The organism is Sphingobacterium sp. HSC-15S19 (assembly GCF_050433745.1).
In the GTDB taxonomy this organism is placed as follows: domain Bacteria; phylum Bacteroidota; class Bacteroidia; order Sphingobacteriales; family Sphingobacteriaceae; genus Sphingobacterium; species Sphingobacterium siyangense.
The window spans coordinates 120,414-142,952 of record NZ_JBNPWQ010000005.1; the positions used below are offsets into that span (position 1 = coordinate 120,414).

The 22,539-nt window shown below is 39.2% G+C and carries 16 protein-coding genes; 7 read left to right on the top strand and 9 right to left on the bottom strand.

Translation table 11 applies throughout. From position 1 onward, the window contains the following. Window positions 1–12: 12 nt before the first annotated feature. The 5 genes from L1283_RS05680 to L1283_RS05700 form a co-directional block, all read right to left on the bottom strand. A complete protein-coding gene (locus L1283_RS05680; protein WP_158638902.1) occupies window positions 13–1,137 on the bottom strand; it encodes an ROK family protein in 1,125 nt (374 codons plus the stop codon). Window positions 1,138–1,540: 403 nt separating this feature from the next. Next, window positions 1,541–3,430, bottom strand: a complete 1,890-nt coding sequence (locus L1283_RS05685) for a SusD/RagB family nutrient-binding outer membrane lipoprotein (protein WP_182983309.1) — start codon at window positions 3,428–3,430, stop codon at window positions 1,541–1,543. An 11-nt stretch (window positions 3,431–3,441) separates the two neighbouring features. Continuing rightward, complete coding sequence (locus tag L1283_RS05690) at window positions 3,442–4,356, bottom strand: hypothetical protein (protein WP_429625948.1); 915 nt, start codon at window positions 4,354–4,356, stop codon at window positions 3,442–3,444. Window positions 4,357–4,475: 119 nt separating this feature from the next. Then, entirely contained in the window at window positions 4,476–6,548 is a 2,073-nt protein-coding gene (locus L1283_RS05695) for a SusC/RagA family TonB-linked outer membrane protein (RefSeq protein ID WP_429625949.1), read from the bottom strand. Window positions 6,549–6,573: 25 nt separating this feature from the next. Continuing rightward, on the bottom strand, window positions 6,574–7,740 hold the full coding sequence (locus tag L1283_RS05700; protein ID WP_145328851.1) for an ROK family protein: 1,167 nt from the start codon (window positions 7,738–7,740) through the stop codon (window positions 6,574–6,576). A gap of 249 nt (window positions 7,741–7,989) precedes the next feature. Here L1283_RS05700 and L1283_RS05705 point away from each other — a divergent pair, with 249 nt between their 5' ends. Next, entirely contained in the window at window positions 7,990–9,201 is a 1,212-nt protein-coding gene (locus tag L1283_RS05705; protein ID WP_070563519.1) for an acyltransferase family protein, read from the top strand. Window positions 9,202–9,305: 104 nt separating this feature from the next. Beyond that, window positions 9,306–9,584: a 30S ribosomal protein S15 gene (gene rpsO, locus L1283_RS05710; protein WP_046674145.1), complete on the top strand. Its 279-nt coding sequence runs from the start codon at window positions 9,306–9,308 to the stop codon at window positions 9,582–9,584. A 210-nt stretch (window positions 9,585–9,794) separates the two neighbouring features. On the opposite strand, the gene L1283_RS05715 is transcribed toward rpsO, so the two are convergent. Beyond that, window positions 9,795–10,037, bottom strand: a complete 243-nt coding sequence (locus L1283_RS05715) for a hypothetical protein (RefSeq protein WP_333621261.1) — start codon at window positions 10,035–10,037, stop codon at window positions 9,795–9,797. A gap of 170 nt (window positions 10,038–10,207) precedes the next feature. On the opposite strand from L1283_RS05715, the gene pnp reads away from it, so the two are divergent. Together pnp and L1283_RS05725 are read left to right on the top strand one after the other, a co-directional pair. Continuing rightward, on the top strand, window positions 10,208–12,394 hold the full coding sequence (gene pnp / locus L1283_RS05720; RefSeq protein ID WP_075991035.1) for a polyribonucleotide nucleotidyltransferase: 2,187 nt from the start codon (window positions 10,208–10,210) through the stop codon (window positions 12,392–12,394). Window positions 12,395–12,445: 51 nt separating this feature from the next. Then, the gene (locus L1283_RS05725) at window positions 12,446–13,426 is read left to right on the top strand and encodes a hypothetical protein (protein ID WP_429625950.1); all 981 of its coding nucleotides are present in this window, start codon (window positions 12,446–12,448) and stop codon (window positions 13,424–13,426) included. Between the two features lie 70 nt (window positions 13,427–13,496). Here L1283_RS05725 and L1283_RS05730 read toward each other — a convergent pair whose 3' ends face one another. Then, the gene (locus L1283_RS05730) at window positions 13,497–13,823 is read right to left on the bottom strand and encodes a DUF493 domain-containing protein (RefSeq protein ID WP_145327846.1); all 327 of its coding nucleotides are present in this window, start codon (window positions 13,821–13,823) and stop codon (window positions 13,497–13,499) included. A gap of 77 nt (window positions 13,824–13,900) precedes the next feature. Then, entirely contained in the window at window positions 13,901–16,183 is a 2,283-nt protein-coding gene (locus L1283_RS05735) for a GH92 family glycosyl hydrolase (protein ID WP_145327845.1), read from the bottom strand. A gap of 147 nt (window positions 16,184–16,330) precedes the next feature. Here L1283_RS05735 and L1283_RS05740 point away from each other — a divergent pair, with 147 nt between their 5' ends. Beyond that, window positions 16,331–17,341, top strand: coding sequence for a LacI family DNA-binding transcriptional regulator (locus L1283_RS05740; RefSeq protein ID WP_075991038.1), 1,011 nt, complete (start codon window positions 16,331–16,333; stop codon window positions 17,339–17,341). On the opposite strand, the gene L1283_RS05745 is transcribed toward L1283_RS05740, so the two are convergent. Further along, entirely contained in the window at window positions 17,331–17,783 is a 453-nt protein-coding gene (locus L1283_RS05745) for a methionine-R-sulfoxide reductase (protein WP_429625953.1), read from the bottom strand. The genes L1283_RS05740 and L1283_RS05745 overlap by 11 nt on opposite strands. A 427-nt stretch (window positions 17,784–18,210) precedes the next feature. Between L1283_RS05745 and L1283_RS05750 the strand changes: the two genes are divergently transcribed. Then, window positions 18,211–19,473, top strand: a complete 1,263-nt coding sequence (locus tag L1283_RS05750; RefSeq protein ID WP_286767326.1) for a cytochrome c3 family protein — start codon at window positions 18,211–18,213, stop codon at window positions 19,471–19,473. A 37-nt stretch (window positions 19,474–19,510) separates the two neighbouring features. Continuing rightward, complete coding sequence (locus tag L1283_RS05755; protein ID WP_145327842.1) at window positions 19,511–22,525, top strand: TAT-variant-translocated molybdopterin oxidoreductase; 3,015 nt, start codon at window positions 19,511–19,513, stop codon at window positions 22,523–22,525. Window positions 22,526–22,539: the final 14 nt, after the last annotated feature.

Here is a 22,539-nt window from a genome sequence, read left to right on the forward strand (position 1 = left end):
TTGTGTAAAACGTTAGTTAATAATGTTTGTGATGTATTTTTCTATGACTAATGCTGTTGTGCCGAGTTGCTGCGCTCTTTTGTGCAGGTCGGAGATCTCAATGCTTGTTTTCTTCGATATTTTAGGAATGCTGTATTCATTTACTGCAACTTGGATATGAGGCGCAAGGATATAACCGATTTCCGCTCCACGACCACTGATGATAATTTTGTTCGGATTGAGAATATGTATCAACGTTGATATTCCTTTACCTAATAAGTACCCAATTTTTCCGATATTATTGATGGCTATCTGATCACCAATGTGAACGGATTCAATAAGAGCTTCAGCTTTGTTGTCATATTCTTCTACAAGTTTTTCATATATAGAGTATTCGCCGTTCTTTATATCCTTTTCAATATTTCGGATGGCAGCGCTCACAGAAGCTTCCACTTCTAAGCACCCTCTCTTACCGCAAGAGCATAGTGTTAATTCGTCTGAAAGAGGGATGTGGCTGAACTCACCGGCAAAACCAGAAGTTCCTTTAAAGATGTCGTCATTAATAAGAATACCCAAACCTACTCCCCAATTAAGATTAATGACAAGGGAGTGCGAGGAATCTTGTGCATTTCCAAATTTTTTCTCAGCCCAGGCGACACAGCGTGAATCGTTGTCAATTACTGCAGGCACGTTAAACTTTTGTTCGATGAGTTCCTTTATATTATATAAGGGGGAATCACTGTTGTAGGATTCATTTAACCCTGTTTCTGAATTGACAAAGCCCGGCATGCTAATCCCTATGCCGATAACCTGTTTTAAATCAATATTATTTGTAGAAAAAAAGCGATCTACGGTTTTTAATAGTACGTTTGCTGCATCAGAATCTCGAAGATCAACCGGAAGATTTTCTAGCGATGAGATAATATCCCCTTTAAGGTTTGATAAGGTAATTGCTGTATAGAATTGATCGATAGATAGGCTGGCGATTGTATAGCTTAAATCTTCATTAATCATATACTGCATAGCCTTTCTTCCGCCTGTCGATGCAGCATAACCTTTCTCAACTACGATATTCTTTGAAAGAAGTTCGTTGATTTGTTTGGTGACAGAAGGTATACTTCGTGAAAGTGAGTTCGCGATGTCTGCAATCGGTTGCATAGGCCGATAATACAAATTCCTTAAAATCTCTAGGACCATTTCTACTTAAGCTTCATTAATGAGTAATCATTTGGTTTTTAATGTTTTCAATAATGATATTATACTTTTTTAATATCATTGGTAGTTGGTTTTTAGCTCAATTGCTCTACTTAATTTAGGTGTGCGGCAATTGAGTTTTTCTGTGTTTGTTTTTAGTTTATATATAAAGATATAGATACTTTATTTTAAGTTCCAAATTCTTTTTAAAAAATTTAAAAAGAATTTGATAGATTCTTTATTTTTAAGGGAATTGGATGCTTCTTTTGAATTAATAATAAGTGTAATTGTAACAAATATACTGATCAATATTGTTATAAACTAGAAAAGCCGGCTCAAGGCCGGCTTTTCTAGTGTTATAAAAAAATTATTTTTGTTTAGCCCACCATAGGGGTGTAAATACGCCATCTGATCCACCTAATAAGGATACCGCTTTATCATAATTTGCCTGATCAGCATTTCTAAATGATGAAGGATAGCTCGTTCTTTGTGGAAAGAAATCTACTTGGTTTTTTGTGTAATTTGCACTTGTCAATTGTGGCATTGTTGCGATGGCCGTTTCGACAGCAGGATTTTCAAAGAAAGGAAGGCCTAAACGACGTTGGTCATTCCATGCCTCAAGGCATAAGTATGGAAATGAGGCAATATATTTTTGCGTGATAATTTTTGTCAACTTATCGTTCTTGATTGCTCCATTTTTATAGATCGTATTTTCAGGATACTTGATTGCGGCAGTTCCTGTAGCATTAGTATAACCGTCTTTGTACTTGACAGTGAAGGTCGCAGCAGGCTCCGTTGTATGATCATATTTTACTGAAGTTCCCACACGGTTGTAGTTTTCTGATGCTAAGTATTGACCGAGGTAAGATGATACTTCCCAGTAGTTAAAGTTTTCTGAAATACCTTTTTCATAGGCAACTTTGTCAGATATAGGAGTGCTCCAACCTCTCAAAGCCGCTTCGGCAATCAAAAAATAACTTTCCCATGAAGCGAAGAATAAACGTTTTTGTGTGCTTGTTCTGAACTTTTTGATCATGCCTGGAATACGACCATTTTGTGCTCTAAGCACCATATTTGACGATTTAGCTCCCCATGTACCTGACGTAAACGCATTCCATGTGTATGAAGTTTTAAAATTCAATGTAGTGCCGTCTGGTTTTTTGATTTGGGCATCCTGATTGCTAGCATCGGTCCAATATTGTGGGTCGGATGTATGACCTGGAATAAAGAAAGCTTTGTATGCTCTTGGATCCATTTTATTTGGAATCCCATCTAAGTAATAACCTTGGCTTGGGTCATTTGACATAGTCGAGAAGTTATCCAGATAACGGATACCAAAATCGTCTTCGTTCTTGATTTTGCTTAAAACTTCGGTTTCTGTAAACTGATCAGCAGTTTTGATGCCACCCAATCCAATAAATATATTGTTTAATGTAGCAGATAGTAGTTGTGTATTCCATGAACGGCTCATTACACCCGTTAGTGGATCCCAACCGTCTTTTTCCTGTACGCCGAAGTTTTGTGCAGCTGTTTCAATGTATTTATTCGTTTTAACAGCATCCTCAAATTCGGTTTTTGCTTTCGTTGCATCAACCTCTGATAAGCGCATTGCCAAACGCATACGCATTGAGTTCGCATAGCGGATCCAATTGTCCCATTTGAAACCGTAAGCGGCATCATAGTTTTCAATACCCGAATTGCTGACAGCTGGATCGATTTTCGATTGAGCATCTTTTAATTCAGTCAACAGATAATAATAAACGTCTTTGACAGCATCAAATTCAGGATTGACTCCTTGAAATCCTTTGGTAGGTATTGGGCCAAAATTGTCACTTAACTCACTTAACAAGTATGCTCGCCATATTCTGGCAACCTGTATCATATTTTGGTTGTAAACAGCAGCCGTGCCATTTTGAGTTTTCTTCTCTGCAATTTCGATGGTTGCGTTAGCGTTATTCAACCAGCCTGAGATACTTGACCAGTACAAGGAATTATAGTCATCACTTTGCTGCCCGATATTGATAAAGTTAAAATATTGCTGGTGGGCAGCGGTTTTCCACGAATAAATAAATAAACGTTCGGCCAATCCGGGATCTTGCTGAGCTCCAATAATAGAGTTGTTTAAAAAATATTCTGGTTTAACTTGCTGGTCATTTGCAGCAGTTTGATCTATATTGATATCCTCTAGTTTTGTACAGGAGGTGGCTGTGCTTACTAATAATATTGCCAGCGCTATTTTTGATAGTGTATTTTTCATGATAATTCAGATTAGAAGCCAATAGATAGGTTTAAGAAATAAGAACGAGATGTCGGAAAAGATAGATTTTCAAATCCTACAGCATTTGAGCTCATTGCATAGGTAGATTCAGGATCTACACCATTTGCATAACTCTTTAGCATGGCTAAATTATTGACCGATACCCCTACTTTTGCATTTTTAACAATGGATGATTTCAAAACGCTTTTAGGGATAGAGTAATTTAATTGCAAATTTCTAATCCTAACATTGGTTGCATTGTATAAATTTTGTTCAGTAATACCTAAGTTGCCACTAGCTCCAGATACGGTTGTCCAGTAATCTTGTGGCGTAACTGCGACTGTACTTTTTTCGTATGCACCATTTTTTAGGATAACTCCATCAACAACAAAATTATCCCGACTTCCGTTAACAACTGTTTCGGCAGAAGAACCGCTAGCTTGTAGTGCGCGCTGTGTTCCTGAGAAGAATTTTCCGCCAAATCTGCCATCGATTTGAAAGCTTAATCCGAAGTTTTTAAAAGTGAAAGAGTTGGTGATACCAGCAAGGGCACGTGCAGTCTGATCACCCAGAAGCTCTGCTTCATTAGATTTCGCTTGTGGTAAACCTGTACCGCTTAGAATAAGTTGTCCATTATAAGGGCTGTTTGCATCTTCAACACGTAGGAATTTTGTTCCGAATATAGCGCCATATCTTTGATTTTCAGCTGCATATATTGCGAAATTGTCATAGCCGCCCAATGTCATTCGTTTGGATTCAGGGTGTAATTCAAGAATTTTATTGAAATTGCGAGAAACATTGGCATTTAGATTCCATCTAAAATTCTCTTTTCTTATTACATCGGCGTTTAATGTGATTTCAAATCCCTCGTTAAGAATATTACCTGCATTGGCTTTGAAAGCTCTGTATCCAGATAGATTGTTCATTGGGATATCAATCAATTGATTTGTTGAGTTGTTTTTATAATATGTTAAATCCAAACCAACTCGATTGTTGAAAAATTTAGTCTCTAAACCTACTTCAATTGATTTTTGAAGTTCATTAACTACGTTCTCATCATAAAGAACATCTCGTTTGGATGCAGTTGTATTATTATTAGGGTCATTACCAATGATATATTATATAATTGGTATGCGTCCATGTCGCGACCTGTTCTTGCATAAGATGCTCTCACCTTTGCAAAGTTGAACCAAGAAGGCATACTTCCAGATTTATTGATCAGGTCGGAGAGTACAAATGAGGTGCTTACAGAAGGGTAAAAATAACTGTTATGATTTGGGTGTAAAGTCGATGTCCAGTCATTTCTTCCTGTGAAACTAACATACCAAATATTATCATAATTGATGTCAATGTTACCATAAATCGAATTAATCTGTTTTCTATTGATACTTTCAGTAATACCAGGATTGCCAATATTGTTACCAATGGTAAATAGATTAGGTACCCTTAAATTGCCCGCACTAGCGCTTAAGGAAGTACGGCTACGGTCCATGATCTGTCCATAAATTGCGGCACTACCACCCCATTTACCGAATAGATTGTCTTTTCTTGCCTGTAAACTTGCGATATAATTGTTCTCATAAAACTTGTCTGTACCTGTACCATACGAATTGTTTATATGAGATCCGGTATATGTTTTATCTTCGTATTTTGTCGAATAGTTATCAGAACCCACACGTACATCAGCACTTAACCAGTCATTAAAATCATACTTTACAGTAGCGTTCATCAAATAACGATCACGGGTATCACGGCTTAATTTATTGTTGGCCGCCCAATATGGGTTAATTCCTGAATCTTCCAAATACCAACTTTGTTTCACACCCAATTCATCCATTCCAGGTTTAAATTGCGTAATGTCCAAACTTCTTGGGAAAGTTAACAACTGTGAATAATAATTACCACCATTCACACCACCAACTGCACGATTATAGGCCATATTGCGCATGTATTGTACCTTTACGTCGGTAGTCCACTGATTGCGCTGACCAAATTTGGCATTTACTCTATTAATTAAATTTAGGCGGTTTAGTTTTTGGCCGGGAGATTTGCTGTTATCATGCAAATAAGTCGCTGATGAATATACATTGACTTTATCGGAAACAGCCTGTTGAAAATTGATGTTTTGGGTGGTATTGAATCCTGTTTTAAAGAAATTACCGATATTATCGTAGGCCTTTAAATTTGTTTTCGTACCATTCCATAACTCAACTTCCTGCCCAGTTATTTTTTCTCCCCAAGATCCTGTGGCTAATTTACCGTAGACACCGCCATCCCCCTGAGAGAAGTCACTCTGTAATTTTGGCGTCATAAAGATATTTTCGATTCCCGTAATGGTTGAATAGGAAATTCCTACGCCATCTTTTGCTTTACCGCTTTTGGTTGTAATTAAAATAACCCCATTAGAGGCACGTGATCCATAAAGCGCAGAAGCAGCACCGCCTTTCAAGACAGACATGCTCTCGATATCTTCCGGATTTAAGTCTCCTAACCCACTTCCCATATCTGCTGACGGATTCCAAAAATCATTGTTTTTAGCGCCGGCAAAATTATCCATCGGCACCCCATCGACAACAATTAACGGTTGGTTGTCTCCGGTAATGGAATTGAATCCGCGAAGAATAATTTTCGAAGATGATGAAGGTCCGTTTGAACCTTTAACAACCTGAAGACTGGAAACCTTGCCCGCTAGTGCATTGGCTATGTTGTTTTCTCTGGCATCCGTCAATGCAGTACCTTGTATATCTTGAAATGAATAACCAAGACTTCTTTTTTCACGTTTAACTCCCATTGCTGTGACGACCACTTCTCCCAAAGTTGATTCATCGCTTGTTAAGGATACGTTAATCGTTTTAGTTGTTCCAACCACGATTTCCTGAGGTTTATAGCCTATTAGTGAAATACGTAATGTTTCGCCTTGTGCAGCTTGTATATTAAATGCCCCACTTGCAGTCGACTGGGTAGCTCTATTTGTTCCCTTTACGGAAATAGTAGCACCTGCAATTGGCCCCTTGGCATCTGAAACTGTTCCAGAAATGCCTTGCTGTGCAAATAGCGATGTTGCACTGAAAAGTGTGCACAAAGCTAATCCAGCTGTTTTTTTGTAGAATAGACTCATCTTTAAGTGTTTAATTTATAAATAATTATTTAGTTAGGATTCTGTTGATATGGTTTTCCACGACGATAGCTGCAGTACCCTTTATTTGAGCATGTTTGTTCAATTCTGACATTTGAATCTGTGTTGTTTTTGCAATTTCAGGGATGCAAAATTCATTAATGGCAATTTGTATTTGAGGATTCAGAATTCTCCCCAGTTCTGCACCTCTTCCGCTGACAATGATTTGTTTTGGATTAAGAATATGGATGAGCGTTGATATGCCTTTGCCGAGCATGTAACCTATTTTTCCGATATTGTTAATCGCAATTTGGTCTCCAACATGAGTCGCTTCGATCAGTGCATCGATTTTGTTTAGATTACTCTTTACAAACGTACTATAAATCGAATACTCATTGTTTTGAATATCGTTCTCCGTACTTCGAATGGCAGCATCCAATGATGCTTCAACTTCAAGGCATCCCCGTTTACCACAGGAGCATAAGGTGTTGTTGTCGGAAAGAGGGATGTGGCTAAATTCTCCAGCAAAACCTGATTCGCCCTTAAAAACAGTTCCATTAATGATAATTCCTAATCCAACTCCCCAGTTTAGATTAATAATAAGTGAGTGCTCAATGTATTTCGCAGCCCCAAATTCTTTCTCTGCAATGGCTATGCAGCGAGAATCATTCTCTATGATTGTTGTCAGTTTATATTTTTTTTCAATCCTGCTTTTTATTTCATACAAAGGATGCGTATTGATATAGGATTCATTGACGCCCAATTCTGAATTAACAAAACCAGGCATACTAATTCCAATACCTATAATCCGATCTAATGAAATCGTTGAAGATGCTAAAATTCGGTCAATTTCGGATAAAAGGAGCTCTGAAGACTCTTCGGAATTTAAGTCTAACGGTATATCCCTATGCTCTAATATTGTCTTTTGAGTTAAATCGGTAATTGTGCATGTCGAAAAATGCTGGTCACAAGAGATCGTTAATATATAAAAATCCAAGGACGGGTTGAGCGCAAATTGAATAGGTCGTCTTCCGCCAGTAGATTCGGCAAATCCACATTCAACAATGATCTTTTCTTCCAAAAGACGATTGATCACCTTGGTAATGGATGGCGTACTTTTCGAAAGCTTTTTTACCAACTCTGCTATGGACAGGGTTGAATCAAAATATAGGTTCTTCAGTATATCTTTTTCCATTGGTATTTGGTACAATTCATAAAGTTGGTTAAACTTTTGTTAAAGATATATTAAAAAAAAAGTAAGTTCAAAATACTTTTTAAAATTGTTTAAAAAGTATCCCTTTTCTGACTAATAAGCCCATGCAAACGTTTGTTATTGTAACAATCTTGTCGTCTGACCTTCCTGTTTATGCCATTAAATTGTGGACTGCGCATAAAAATGAAGGGCAAATACGTTATATTTACCTTTTAATTATACAATCTGATTATGAAACAACGCTATTACTCCTTGGATGTATTTCGTGGAGCTACTGTGGCACTGATGATTATGGTGAATAATCCGGGTACATGGGCTCATATGTTTGCGCCGCTAAAACATGCAGAATGGCATGGATGTTCACCTACAGACCTGGTTTTTCCTTTTTTTCTTTTCGCAGTAGGTAATGCCATGTCTTTTGTTATACCTCGTTTACAGGAGGCAGGACCTGCAGTATTTTGGCAAAAAGTAATTAAACGGACGATCTTGATTTTTGCGATTGGACTTTTCATCAATTGGTGGCCTTTTGTGAAATGGGATGGTGCGGAGCTGGTTTTTAAACAATGGGTGGACGGAACGGATCCGAGCCGGGGAATTCGGATTTTTGGTGTACTCCAACGCATCGCAGTTGCTTATTGTTTTGCTTCGATTTTAGCTTATTATTTTAAAGAAAAAACGATTATCTGGATCTCGGCAATCATACTGTTGTTATATTGGGCAATCTGTGCAATAGCCGGAGGAGCAGATCCCTATAGCTTGGAGGGCTGGTTCGGTACAAAGTATGATATAGCAATCCTAGGGTTGCCGCATGTTTACAAAGGGGAGGGGGTGCCATTTGATCCTGAAGGGTTGATGAGTACCTTGCCGACAATTGTTCAGGTCGTCTTTGGCTATTTAGTTGGTGTATTTATTAAAAAGCAAGGTCAGGTGGATTGGCTGTGGACGAAAGTGCCGGCCTCAAGTGAGCCTCATTTTAAATTGCTGGCGGGAATGTTTGTGACCGGATTTATTTTGGTCGTATTGGCTTGGATATGGGCCTTGGGTTTTCCGATCAATAAAAAAATATGGACGAGTTCCTATGTGCTCTATACAACAGGTTTGGCAACCATGACACTAGGTGGTATGATCTGGTTTATTGAAGTGCAGGGGGTGAAAAATAAATTGACACAGTTTTTTGATGTTTTTGGTAAAAATCCGTTATTCATCTTTGTCTTGAGCGGTGTTCTACCACGCTTTTTGGGGTTGTTCCGCATTCCTGATGGCGTAAAAGAGGATGGTACACAAAAATACCTCGACGCTTTTGCCTGGTTTTATAAATATGTTTGCGCGAAAGTGCCTGGGATACCAGAAGTTGGTTCTTTTGTTTATTCGCTATGTTTCTTAACGTTGATGTGGGTAATCTGCTATTGGTTGGACAAGAAGAAAATCTACGTAAAGGTTTAGTAGTAGCTGAACCTTTGCTTATTAAATTATTTTGGCAACCGAAGATTTTTGCTATCTTTGCAGCCAATTAATAAAATTTTTAACGCTTTAATATTATTCAGGAAATGTATTTAAGTAAAGAGTACAAAGCTGATATCTTCGCAGAATTTGCTGGATCAGCTACAAACACAGGATCTACTGAAGGTCAAGTTGCTTTATTCACTAAGAGAATTGCTCACTTAACTGAGCACTTGAAAAAAAACAGAAAAGATTTCGGTACACAACGTGCCCTACAAATGTTAGTAGGTAAACGTCGTTCATTATTAGCTTATCTTTACAAAAAAGATATCAACCGTTACCGTGCGATCATTAAAGGTCTAGGTTTACGTGATATTATCAAATAAGCTTTAATACAAAGGTGTTAAGAAAGCCATCCAATTTTTGGATGGCTTTTTTTGTTGTGTTTATCGTGCCCGAATTGTTATTGGACTTTTCGCCTCAGCATGGTGGTTTTCTGTTCGTCATGGCTTTTGCAGTTGTTCAAGACTTCCTGAGGTTAGCGGACGAGATTGGCCTACTTGTCCCTTACTTCAGTTTCATCATTTAATCCTTATTTAATCGCTTTTTCCTCGGAGCTTGCTCGCTGTTTCTTCGCTTCCAACCGAAGAAGTACCGAACAAGCTCCGAACAAGTACCGAAGAAGCACCGAGGAATCTCCGAAAATGATAGCCATGTTTTATACTTGTCTTATATTGTTTTATACTACGCGATAGGCTAGATTCCTCGTTATAATTGATAAGCCTTTGGAAGCCTTTTTCGAGAAATAAGAGAACTTGTGAAGGCTTCAAGCGATTCATTGCTTGACAGATTAAGGCGGTTGCTGCCGTATTCCGATGGTTTGATGATTTAGCCTGCTGTTAATTGCATTAATCTTAATATTTTAATTTACCTTTGTGCTGAAATCTAATGTATTTAAAATATTGGCATGCTGCCAACAAGATGAAAAGCATGTCGCAAACAAGATTAAATGAATTACAACGAAATTAAAACGACCATCGATATGGGTAATGGCACCCAGATCGAATTGTCTACAGGGAAATTGGCAAAACAGGCTGATGGGGCTGTAGTATTAAAACAAGGTGATACGATGTTGCTTGCAACAGTTGTTTCAGCTAAAGAAGCAAAATCTGGCGTTGATTTTTTACCCCTTTCTGTAGATTATCAAGAAAAATATGCGGCAACTGGCCGTATTCCAGGAGGTTTCTTACGTCGTGAGGCTAGATTGTCAGATTATGAGGTATTGATCTCACGTTTGGTAGATCGTGCATTACGTCCTTTGTTCCCTGAAAATTATCACGCAGATACACAAGTTGCAATCAGCTTGATTTCGGCAGATAAAGATATTATGCCTGATGCTTTAGCGGGCTTGGCTGCTTCTGCAGCTATTGCTGTTTCTGATATTCCTTTCAATGGACCAATTTCTGAAGTTCGTGTTGCGAAAATTGACGGTCAGTTAGTGATCAACCCAAAATTGTCTGAGCTTGAAAATGCAACTTTAGAGTTTATTGTTGCTGGTTCTGCACAAGATATCGGTATGGTTGAAGGTGAAGCGAAAGAAATCTCTGAAGCTGAAATGGTAGAAGCAATTGCTTTTGCTCATGAAGCTATCAAAAAACAAGTTGCTGCTCAAGTAGAGCTGGCTAACTTAGTTGGTAAAACTGTGAAGCGTGAGTATAACCATGAGCCTGAAAACCTTGAATTGAGAGATGCTATTTTTGCAGCTACTTACGATAAGGTTTATGCTATTGCAAAATCTGCTTCTGCGAAACATGACCGTTCTGAGAACTTCGCAAAAATCGCGGAAGAGTACAGAGCAACAATGCCAGAGGAATTGGATGATGATACCGCATTCTTATTTAAAAAATATTTCCACGATGTTCAGTATGATGCTGTCCGTAACCTGGTTTTGGATGAAGGTATGCGTTTAGATGGCCGTGATGTACGTACTGTACGTCCGATCTGGTCTGAAGTGGATTACTTGCCTGCTGCACACGGTTCGGCTGTATTTACACGTGGTGAAACACAATCATTGACATCGGTTACTTTAGGTGCTAAAGACGATGAGCAAATGATCGATGGTGCTTTTATCAACGGTTATAACAAATTTATTCTTCACTACAACTTCCCTGCATTCTCTACAGGTGAGGTAAGACCTAATAGAGGTCCTGGCCGTCGTGAAGTTGGTCACGGTAACTTGGCTATGCGTTCATTGAAACAGGTACTTCCTGCAGACAGTGAAAATCCATATACGATCCGTGTTGTTTCTGATATCCTGGAATCAAATGGATCTTCTTCAATGGCTACGGTATGTGCTGGTACATTAGCACTTTTGGATGCCGGTGTGAAATTGAAAGCGCCAGTTTCAGGTATTGCCATGGGATTGATTTCTGACGAGAAAACAGGTAAATATGCGATCTTATCGGATATCTTAGGTGATGAAGATCATTTAGGTGATATGGACTTTAAAGTAACTGGTACAGAAAAAGGTATCGTTGCTTGTCAAATGGACTTAAAAATCAATGGTTTGAAATGGGAAGTGTTGACGCAAGCTTTGGATCAAGCAAAAGAAGCGCGTTTACACATCTTAGGTGAAATGAAGAAAACAATTTCTGCTCCACGTGAAGATTACAAACCACATGCACCTCGTATCGTTCAATTGTTGATCGATAAAGAATTTATTGGCGCTGTAATCGGACCAGGTGGTAAAATTATCCAAGAGATGCAACGTGAGACCGGTGCTACAATTTCGATCGAAGAAGTTGATAACAAGGGTGTTGTTCAAGTATTCGCAGATAATAAAGCGGCTATTGATGATGCAGTAGGTCGTATTAAAGCAATCGCTTCTAAACCAGAGATTGGTGAAACTTACGAAGGTAAAGTGAAATCAATTATGCCATTCGGTGCTTTCGTTGAAATCATGCCTGGTAAAGATGGTTTATTGCACATCTCTGAAATCGACTGGAAACGTCTTGAAACAATGGACGGTATCTTCAAAGAAGGTGATAAAGTAACGGTTAAATTGTTGGATATCGACAAACAAGGTAAAATGAAGCTTTCGCGTAAAGCGTTATTGCCTCGTCCTCCGAAAGAAGACAAACCAAAGCAGGATAAACCTGCCGGTGAAGCTCCTGTAGCTGGTGCTGGACAAGAATAGGTTTATTCCTTTCAAATGATATGAAAAGCTCGCTTTAAGCGGGCTTTTTTTATGGAAAATAAGGCTTACCTGCATCTTTATCCTATGAAAAGTATACTTCGTTTGTTTCTGTTTAAACCTGGTCAGATTTTGGTGTTTGTCCTCATGCATGTGACCGTGTATGGTCAGCGGTCTTATGGGGATAAATTCCAGGAGCTATCTGCCACTATACAGCATTATGCAACTAAAAATAATATGATCTTGGCCAAGGGGCGTTATGAGTTTTATAAACTGGATCGTGCCATTTTATGGTCCTATAAACAGGATTTATTTTGGCCTCTTAATAGGTTAATCTTAAAGGATAAAGCTATCAGAGATTCAATGACAGACGAGCTTTACATTAATTTTGATCGGGAATATAATCGCTTTGTGATGGATGTGTATGAAAGCCCTTATAAATATAACGAGGCGAGACCATTTGAAGCACTTTCCGTGCAAGGCTCATTCAGAGGTGGGATGGCACCGCTTGTGGAGCGTTTGTCCAAGTTTTTATTGGATTATCAAGGACGCTGGGGCCTCAATTTGTCTTCTTTTACCTTATATATGGATCGTGAGCTTAGTGCTGTGCCCTTAGCATACGATGGCGAGCCAGAAGTAGTGAAATTGCTTAAGGAATTTTTTGAGGAGGCCAAGATTCCCCATAAACCTGGTATTTACTATGGGAATCCAATGTATTGTTCGTATCGATTTGACTGGATGGCTAATAAAAATAAAGAGATTACGCTCGATTGCGCGGTATATAAAGACTATTTTAATATACTGTTTAGTGAAACGAAGTTATATGCGCTGGGAGGGACTTGGAATAGCATGGATGGACAAATGTCTTTTTTTTATGATCGAAAAAATAGCTGGAAACAGTTTGCTGCCCGACGGGACGTCAAACGCATTTTGGATTTTTTAAATGAGGAGGCTGCTGTTAATCTATTCAAGCTGCACTATGCTAGTAAAAGATTTAGCGGCGATTATTGGCTTGATGTCGTTATGCTGAAATAGGGAGGAGTTAAGCTAATATGTAAATCAGAAAACAAATCAGGCTGTCAATTCGACAGCCTGATTTGTTCTTTTATAACATGATAACACCTTTTATCTTCGCTACTTCTTTGTAGAAGTAGATCACCTGATCGGCGTCTTTTACGTTCAAGTTTACCGTAATTGAAGTATACTTACCTGTTTTGGAATCCTTGAAATCAAACTGAGCACCTGTGTCATCAAATACGCGCTGGATCTGATTGAAGTGGTCCTGATCTTTTGGTAAGATAAATTTATACGTGTAGTCCTTTGGAAATGTTTCTAAGTCTTCTAAGCGCTCTTTAAAAGTTTCATAGAAGTCTTTTGGATTATCACCTCCATCGGGGATATCTTGTATATTGATGTTTTTGTAATCTGCCATGTTTTGTTTCTCCTTAAATATGTTATTAAGGTATTAACAAATATTAATCCAGTAATGTTTTACTGACAATATTTCAGTTAATTATTGTCAATGCTTGAAGGCCAATCGGCTTTGTTTTTACCAAAGTTTTTGTTTGGCGTAGCACTCATCTCGATTTCCATCTGTCCACCTTCTAAAAGCTGTGCATGTGTAATGAACGACTTAGCATAAGGTTTACCATTCAATTTGATCGATTTAATGTATTGATTTGCTTTACCTTGATTTTTAACATCGATTGCTAACGTTTTGCCATTTGGTAAATTGATGTTCGCATGTTGCATCATCGGTGATCCGAAGACATAAACACCACTCATTGCATTCAGTGGATAAAAGCCCATTGCTGAGAACACATACCAGGCACTCATTTGTCCGACGTCATCATTGCCACATAGACCAGCTGGACTGTTTGTGTAAAACTCCGTCATCGCCTTACGGGCTAGAGCTGCACCTTTCCAAGGTTGTCCAGCATAAGCATATAAGTAAGGGATATGATGGTTTGGCTCGTTCCCTTGCGCATATTGGCCTATTAGTCCTGAAATATCTGGAGAGGCTTCACCACCAAGATCCGATGACATGGTCGTAAAATAATCCAGTTTTTTCAAAAATTTCTCCTCGCCACCGAAAAGATTGATCAGACCTTTGACATCTTGAGGTACTAACCAGGTATATTGCCATGCATTTCCTTCGCAATAATCATTCTCACGGTGTTTGGCCATCAATGGGTCGAAAGGTCTGCGGAACTCGCCATTGGCTTTTTTACCGACGAAATGACCTACTTCTTTGTCAAAATACTGCTCGTACAGTTTGTAGCGTTTTTTGAAATAGGCAGCGTCTTCTGTTTTACCTAGCTTTTCAGCAATTTTATACGCACCAAAGTCGGCAATCGCATACTCTAATGCCCATGCTACAGACTCATTCGGCATGCTGTCGATCGGAATGTAAGTCAGTTCACGTGCATATTTCAGGCCATGATCGTTGCCCATGGCTGTTGTCTTAACAGCCTCCCAGACCAATGGATAATCTTTCTCGTCAATGATCCCTTTTAAGAAGGCATCGGCAATGACTGGAATCGCAGGTAATCCAACCATTGTATTGGTTTCATTACCTTGTAAGTGCCACATGGGCAATTTACCTTGTTGTTGGTAGATCGCCAACATTGTCTTGATAAAATCCTGGTTGATTTTACGGTCCTCCAAGATCGTCATCAAAGGATGAAGGCCACGGTAAGTATCCCAAAGCGAAAATACCGTATGGTTGACAAAATCCTGTTTCTCGTATACTTGTTTGTCAGTTCCTAAATAATCGCCATTGGCATCGTTGAAGATGGTAGGAGCGAAGTAGGTATGGTATAATGCGGTATAAAAGATTGTCTTCGTATCTTTGTCGGCTTCAAATTGAATCTTATTTAAGGTTTTGTTCCAACGTTGATCCGCTTCTTGCTTAACTTTTTCAAAATTCCAGTTTGGAATTTCTGCATTGATATTGTTCAGGGCATTGGTCGAGCTTACGGGAGAAATACCGACTTTAAGTTCGATGGTTTTGTTTTTAACAGCATCAAAGAATAAAGCCGCTTTGATTGCCTGTCCTTTAAATGTTGTTTGGCCTAATTTTTCTTCTTTACCGTCGAAAAATCTTACTTTTTGTATCGGCTGGGAAGTTCTGATCGCAAAATACAATTTTTGGTCAGTTGCCCATCCTGTTGAAAAGCGATAACCAACAAAGGTGGAGTCGTTAACCTGTTTGATGTAGGTGTCTGTCGGTTTATCCCAATTGATATGGTAACCTAAGTCGACCAAAATATGTGCATTGTCTGTTTTTTCATAACGATATTGATGATAGCCAACACGTTCGGTTGCCGTCAAGTTGGCCTGTACCTGATAGTCATCTAAATAAGCGCTATAGAATCCGGGTTTGGCAACCTCATTTTCCTTTTTGAAGGAAGAGCCATAACCTGTATTCATTTTATTGAATTCCGCTGGCGTTAATTGTAATTTTCCGTTGGCTGGAACGATCATGAGGTCGTTGAGGTCACCGATACCTGTTCCGCTCAGGTGCGTATGGGTAAAACCCAAAATTTCCTGGCTTTTGTAATTGTATCCACTGCACCAGTCCCATCCGTTGAACTTGTCCCAAATCTGTGGAATTTGGGTAGGCCCTAATTGGACAGCACCTAAAGGTACATTTGCACCAACAAAGACGTGACCATGATCCGCTGACCCAATAAAGGGGTTGACATATTGTGTAAGATTTTGCTGGGCTTGCGCAAAAAATGGCAAAATTAGTGTGCCCAACACTGTTTTGAGTAGTTTATTTCCTGTCATAGGTTTTGTTCGGGTATTTGAAAACTGCTTAAAATTAGTAAATAAAACCTTTTAGCGCAATTTTATTATTATTTTAGTAAATTGTCGTTAAATTTTTTACTTTAGTAATCTTCGTAATAAAAAACTTAACAAACCTACTACTACTACATGAAGAAACGTATTCTGATCAGTGATATCGCAAAGGCGTTGGGGATTTCTGTAACTACTGTGTCCTTTATTTTGAATGATAAGGCAAAAGAAAAGCGTATTAGTGAGGCTTTGACTAAGCGGGTTCTGGACTATGTCAAAAAGGTTGGCTATAAGCCCAACGAATTGGCAAAAAGTCTCCGCACAGGGAAGACGAAGATTCTAGGTTTGATTATCGAAGATATTTCCAATCCTTTTTTTGGGAATATAGCACGTCTGATCGAAAGTAAGGTCTATGAGCAGGGCTACCGTATTATTTATTGTAGCACCAACAATGATGTAGAAAAGGCGAAGGAGTTAATCCAGATGTTTTACGATCGGCAGGTAGATGGTTTTATTATTACACCTTCCGATGGTTTGGAAGATACCGTAAAGCAGTTGCAGCAGAATAATATTCCGGTTGTGCTATTCGACCGTTATTTTCCGGGGCTTGAAACAGACTATGTTGGTGCGGACAATTTTCAGGGGGCCTTTGATGCCAGTAACCATTTGTGTCAACAAGGCTATAGACGTATCGGATTTGTATCGCTCTATTCGGATCAGACCCAAATGAAGGAGCGTTCAGATGGCTATATGAAGGCTATGGATAATAATAAGCAACAAAGTTTTATTCAAAAGATTCAGATGGATGCTTCGGATGAAGAAGCAATGGAACTATTGCGGGAGTTTATCTGTGAAAACAGACTGGATGCCGTTTTGTTCTCTACGAACTATCTGGCGATTTCGGGTTTGAAGGCTTCCAAAAAATTTAATTTTACGATGCCGGCGGTGATCGCTTTCGATGACCATACGGTTTTTAAGCTGGTCGAACCTGCTATTACGGTTGTTTCGCAGCCGATCAAGGATATTGCGGAAAATCTGATCAATATTTTGTTGCTTCGTCTTCAGGGTAAAATAAAAGCAACACGTAGAATGGTGTTGCCTTGTGAACTGAAAGTTCGTGAGTCGACTAAAGTGAAAGTTACTTCGTAGTATCGGCCACAAATTTCATTGAAATAGAATTAACGCAGTGACGCGTGTTTTTTGTCGTAAAGCCTTCTCCGAGGAACACATGGCCTAAATGCGCGCCACATCTACTACACAGGATTTCAGTGCGGCGACCATCGGCATCGGTGATCCTTGTAATTGCCCCGGGAATTTCATCATCAAAACTTGGCCAGCCACATCCAGATTCAAATTTTGACTCCGAACGGTATAGTGGGCTGTCACAACGGCGGCAGATATAAGTTCCTTTGAGCTTATTGTCTAAAAGTTCACCGGTAAAAGGGCGTTCAGTTCCCTTATGTATAATAATGTATTCCTCTTCTTTACTTAAGGGGTTGAATTCTTTGTTTGTGTCCATTGTTGTTGTGTGTTTAGTCTTGAAGCTGGCTTTACTAGGAACTACGCAATAAGAATGAGTTATTCCTTCTATATAAAGATATTATTCAGATTCTTTTATTGTTAGTTTGCGACTTGACCCTGAACATCTCCATTCATTTTGAAAAAGTTCTCCATTCATCTTGATAAAGTTACGGAAATTAAGTCGAAAAAAAACCTTTTGTGTCTTCTGCGATCTGTTATTTTGAATATTTTAAATTGTCATGGAATTGTCTTATATTTGGGTAGCTATTCAAATGAAAAGTTGTAGTGATGGAACCACTTTAATAGCGTAATGTTGTTTTTATCCTTGTTTAAACGCATTTGTTTAGAATGATTATAAATTGATATTAAAGGTCACAAAATTGTCAGCGATTTGTTAATAAATCATACTTTTGTGGCATTGTTAGGGGGGTAGTGGCTCCTTTAACCATGGGAGTTAATTTTTTACATTCACAAATAAATAGTATAAAGTGCTAAATATGAGAACTATCTCATCCGTTTTGGGAAGCCTTGCGAGGGTGGTGTCAACGAGTTTGATGCTATTATTTGCCGTTACGACGTTGCATGCGCAAGATGTCAAGGAAGGTGAAAAAATCTTCAAATCTAAGTGTACATCCTGTCACGCCATTGACAGAAAAGTGGTTGGTCCTGCTTTAAAGGGGATTCCAGAGACGAAAGACGAAGCTTGGTTAATCAAGTGGATCAAGAACTCTCAGGCTTTAATTGCGTCTGGCGATGCTGATGCAGTTAAAATCTTCGAAGAGAACAACAAGCTTGTGATGACTTCTTTTACTGATTTATCTGACGATCAGATCAAGTCGGTATTAGCGTATATCACAGATGCTTCTAAGGAGAAACCGAAAACTGAAACTCCTGGTGGTGCCGGAGCTAAAGATGATAACGCATCTATGTTCATGATTTTGGGCTTGATCGCAGTTGTTGTTTTGGCTGTAGTGGTTATCGTGGTGTTGAATCGTGTGATCCGTACCTTAGAAAATGTAATTGCTAAAAACCAAGAAGCTATTGCTGCGCAACAAGAGCCAGAAGATAGCCAACGTTTTGTGAAGTTTGCGAAAGCATTCGTTAAAAACAAGAAGTTGGTTGGCTTTACAGTCTTGATGTTAGTTGCATTATTAGCTGTAGGCGGTTGGAAAACAATGTGGAACGTTGGTGTTCACCAAGGCTATCAGCCGGTTCAGCCAATTAAGTTCTCGCACCAAATCCACGCTGGTGTTAACAAAATTGAGTGTCAATACTGTCACGGTGGAGCATTTAAATCTAAAAATGCGTCTATTCCATCGGCCAACGTATGTATGAACTGTCACAATACAATCACTGCTTCAGAGCATTATGATGGTGAGATTTCTCCGGAAATTGCTAAAATCTATCGTGCATTGGATTGGAATCCTGATACGCGTACTTACGGTAACAATCCGAAACCAATTCAATGGGTTCGTATTCACAACTTACCTGACTTTGCTTACTTCAACCACTCACAACACGTTGTGGTAGCTGGTGTTGAGTGTCAAACTTGTCACGGTCCAATCCAAAATATGGAAGAAGTATACCAATACTCTCCATTGACGATGAAATGGTGTGTTGATTGTCACAAAAAGACAGATATCAAATCGGATAACAAATACTATGAAGATTTGATTAAAGCACACGAAAGAATTAAGAAAGGTGAGAAAATGACTGCAGCCATGATCGGTGGTCTTGAGTGTGGTAAGTGTCACTATTAATAATTATTTGAAATACGCAATCTTATATACAGCTTAAATGGATAGCAATAAAAAATATTGGAAAGGTTTGGAAGAGTTAAATCAAACTCCTGCTTTCGTTGAAGGAAGCAAGGGTGAGTTTGCCGAATCTATTCCTGTAGAAGATGTATTAAACGAAGCAGGCTTGAGTACTAAAACTCCTCGCCGTGACTTCTTGAAAGCATTAGGATTTGGTTTGGGTGCTGTTTCTTTAGCGGCTTGTAACCGTACTCCTGTGCATAAGGCAGTTCCTTATTTGATTAAACCTGAAGAGGTAACTCCAGGTATCCCTAACTATTATGCTTCGACGTTCAACGGTCAAAGCATCTTGGTTAAAACTCGTGAAGGTCGTCCGATCAATGTTGAGCCTAACCCGAATGCAATTGGTTTGAACCAAGGTTTGGATTCAACGACTGCTGCTTCTGTATTGGATTTATATGATGAGTCCAAATTGAAACAGGCGCAATTGAAAGGTCAAGATGTTGAGTGGTCTAAATTGGATGGGGAAGTTGTTAAAGCTTTAAATGCAGCAGCATCTTCTGGTAAACAAATTACGATCGTTTCTAACACCGTAAACAGCCCTTCAACGTTGGCGGCCATCGCTGCTTTCGCAACGAAATTCCCAACAGTTAACCATGTACAATACGATGCTGTTTCTTACAGCGGTATTATCGAGGCGAATAAAGCTTCATTTGGTAAAGCTGTTGTCCCTTCATACAATTTTGAAAAGGCAAATGTGATTGTTTCCGTTGCAGCTGATTTCTTAGGAACTTGGTTAGCAGGTGAGGAGCAGACACAACAATATGCTAAAAACCGTGATTATAAATCGTTGAAAAACGGCAAAATGTCACGTCACGTGCAATTTGAGTCTGGTCTTTCCATGACGGGTACAAATGCGGATGCACGTATCGCAATCAAACCTTCAGAAGAAGGTGCTACATTGGTTGCTTTATATAATGCAATCACTGGTCAGTCTTTGGCTGGTGCTACTGCAAACAAAAAAGCTCAAAAAGGTGTCGCTCTAGCAGCGAAAGAATTGGTGAACAGCAAAGGCGCAGCAGTTGTTGTTGCTGGATCTAACGATGTCAATGTACAGGTATTGGTTAATGCAATCAACGTTGCATTAGGTGCTTACGGTACAATCATCGATTTGGATAACTATTCTAAACAATACCAAGGTTCGGATTCTTCGTTCCAAGCTTTCTTAGCAGCAGCGAAATCAGGTCAAGTTGGTGTTGCGTTCTTCTTGAATAGCAACCCGGTGTATGACTACTTCAAAGCAGATGATGTAAAAGCAGCGTTGAAACAAATTCCTTTCACCTTATCATTTTCGCAACGTGCGGATGAAACAGCTTCTGAATTGACCGCGATTGCTCCAGCAAGTACGTTCTTGGAATCTTGGGGTGATGCGAATCCAAAAGAAGGTTTGTTCTCTATCATTCAACCAACAATCAATCCGGTTTTCAAAACACGTCAAGTTGAACAAAGCTTGTTGACTTGGGCAGGAAATGATACCGATATGTACAACTTCGTTAAGAACTTGTGGTCTACACAAATCTTAGCGGGTTCTACGAAAAACTGGGATGCTGTATTGCAAACTGGTTTTGAATATAAAGGTGCTAAAGCGGCAACAGCTCCTGCATTTACAGGAAATGCAGCAGCAGCGGCTTCTGCAATTGAAGCATCAAGCAAAGCAATTACCGGTGAGTTTGAGTTGAAACTTTATGAGCCTTCGGCACTTCGTGACGGTCGCTACGCGAACAACGCTTATTTACAAGAGTTGCCTGACCCGGTTTCTAAAGTAACGTGGGACAACTACGCTGCTCTCAACCCGAAAGATGCTGAGAAATTAGGTTTGGGTGAAGATGGTAAAGTAACTGTAAAAGCAAATGGTGTTGAATTGGAATTGCCAGTTGTACAACAACCAGGTCAAGCACAAGGAACAGTTTCAGTTGCTGTAGGTTATGGCCGTACAAAAGTTGGTAAAGCAGGTAATGAAGTTGGTAAAAACGCATTCCCTTTTGCTTCTATCATCAATGGTACAGTACAAGGTGTTGCTAAAGCAACTGTAGCGAAAGCGTCTGGTACTTACCAATTGGCACAAACACAAACACACCACACGATCGAAGGTCGTAACGTTATTCGTGAAACGACATTTGCGAAATATCTGAAAGATCCTAACTCTGAGGCAGGACGCTTTACAGATAATCACAAAACATACGATTTGTGGAACAAATATGAGCAACCTGGTCACAAATGGGTGATGGCGATCGACTTGAACGCATGTACTGGTTGTGGTGCTTGTATCGTTGCTTGTAACGTTGAAAATAATATTCCTGTTGTAGGTCGTGATGAGGTTCGCCGTCGTCGTGAAATGCACTGGTTACGCATTGACCGTTACTATACAATCGAAGGAAAAGATCAAGATCTTACAAAAGAGAAAGAAATTGCAAGAGCTTCGGCTGATTTAGATTTCGAAGATATCACTGTTGTTCACCAACCGATGTTGTGTCAACACTGTGGTCACGCACCTTGTGAAACGGTTTGTCCAGTATTGGCAACAGTACACTCTTCAGAAGGTTTGAACCATATGGCATATAACCGTTGTTTTGGTACACGTTACTGTGCGAACAACTGTCCTTTCAAAGTTCGTCGTTTCAACTGGTTTGCATACTGGAATGATTCACGTTTTGACAACTACCTGAACAATGAGTTCACACAATTGGTATTGAATCCAGATGTTGTTACTCGTTCACGTGGGGTAATGGAGAAATGTTCAATGTGTATCCAACGTATCCAATCAGGTAAATTGCAAGCTAAGATTGAAAATCGCAAAGTTAAAGATGGCGATATCCAAATGGCTTGTCAACAAGCATGTTCTGCAAATGCAATTATCTTTGGTGATGCAAATGATCCAGAATCAGAAGTGTCTAAAGCATTACGCAACGAGCGTGTTTATTACGTACTTGAGGAAATCAATGTTCAACCGGGTATCGGTTATATGACAAAAGTTAGAAACACTTTTGAGGCGTAATCTTGTACAATATT

What these genes read in the sequence shown, in the direction of transcription:
- L1283_RS05690 (WP_429625948.1), bottom strand. Translation starts at nt 4,356, where the DNA reads ATGAACAATCTATCTGGATACAGAGCTTTCAAAGCCAATGCAGGTAAT.
- L1283_RS05695 (WP_429625949.1), bottom strand. Translation starts at nt 6,548, where the DNA reads ATGAGTCTATTCTACAAAAAAACAGCTGGATTAGCTTTGTGCACACTT.
- L1283_RS05700 (WP_145328851.1), bottom strand. Translation starts at nt 7,740, where the DNA reads ATGGAAAAAGATATACTGAAGAACCTATATTTTGATTCAACCCTGTCC.
- L1283_RS05705 (WP_070563519.1), top strand. Translation starts at nt 7,990, where the DNA reads ATGAAACAACGCTATTACTCCTTGGATGTATTTCGTGGAGCTACTGTG.
- L1283_RS05680 (WP_158638902.1), bottom strand. Translation starts at nt 1,137, where the DNA reads ATGCAACCGATTGCAGACATCGCGAACTCACTTTCACGAAGTATACCT.
- L1283_RS05740 (WP_075991038.1), top strand. Translation starts at nt 16,331, where the DNA reads ATGAAGAAACGTATTCTGATCAGTGATATCGCAAAGGCGTTGGGGATT.
- rpsO (WP_046674145.1), top strand. Translation starts at nt 9,306, where the DNA reads ATGTATTTAAGTAAAGAGTACAAAGCTGATATCTTCGCAGAATTTGCT.
- L1283_RS05755 (WP_145327842.1), top strand. Translation starts at nt 19,511, where the DNA reads ATGGATAGCAATAAAAAATATTGGAAAGGTTTGGAAGAGTTAAATCAA.
- L1283_RS05725 (WP_429625950.1), top strand. Translation starts at nt 12,446, where the DNA reads ATGGAAAATAAGGCTTACCTGCATCTTTATCCTATGAAAAGTATACTT.
- L1283_RS05685 (WP_182983309.1), bottom strand. Translation starts at nt 3,430, where the DNA reads ATGAAAAATACACTATCAAAAATAGCGCTGGCAATATTATTAGTAAGC.
- L1283_RS05735 (WP_145327845.1), bottom strand. Translation starts at nt 16,183, where the DNA reads ATGACAGGAAATAAACTACTCAAAACAGTGTTGGGCACACTAATTTTG.
- L1283_RS05715 (WP_333621261.1), bottom strand. Translation starts at nt 10,037, where the DNA reads ATGAATCGCTTGAAGCCTTCACAAGTTCTCTTATTTCTCGAAAAAGGC.
- pnp (WP_075991035.1), top strand. Translation starts at nt 10,208, where the DNA reads ATGAATTACAACGAAATTAAAACGACCATCGATATGGGTAATGGCACC.
- L1283_RS05730 (WP_145327846.1), bottom strand. Translation starts at nt 13,823, where the DNA reads ATGGCAGATTACAAAAACATCAATATACAAGATATCCCCGATGGAGGT.
- L1283_RS05750 (WP_286767326.1), top strand. Translation starts at nt 18,211, where the DNA reads ATGAGAACTATCTCATCCGTTTTGGGAAGCCTTGCGAGGGTGGTGTCA.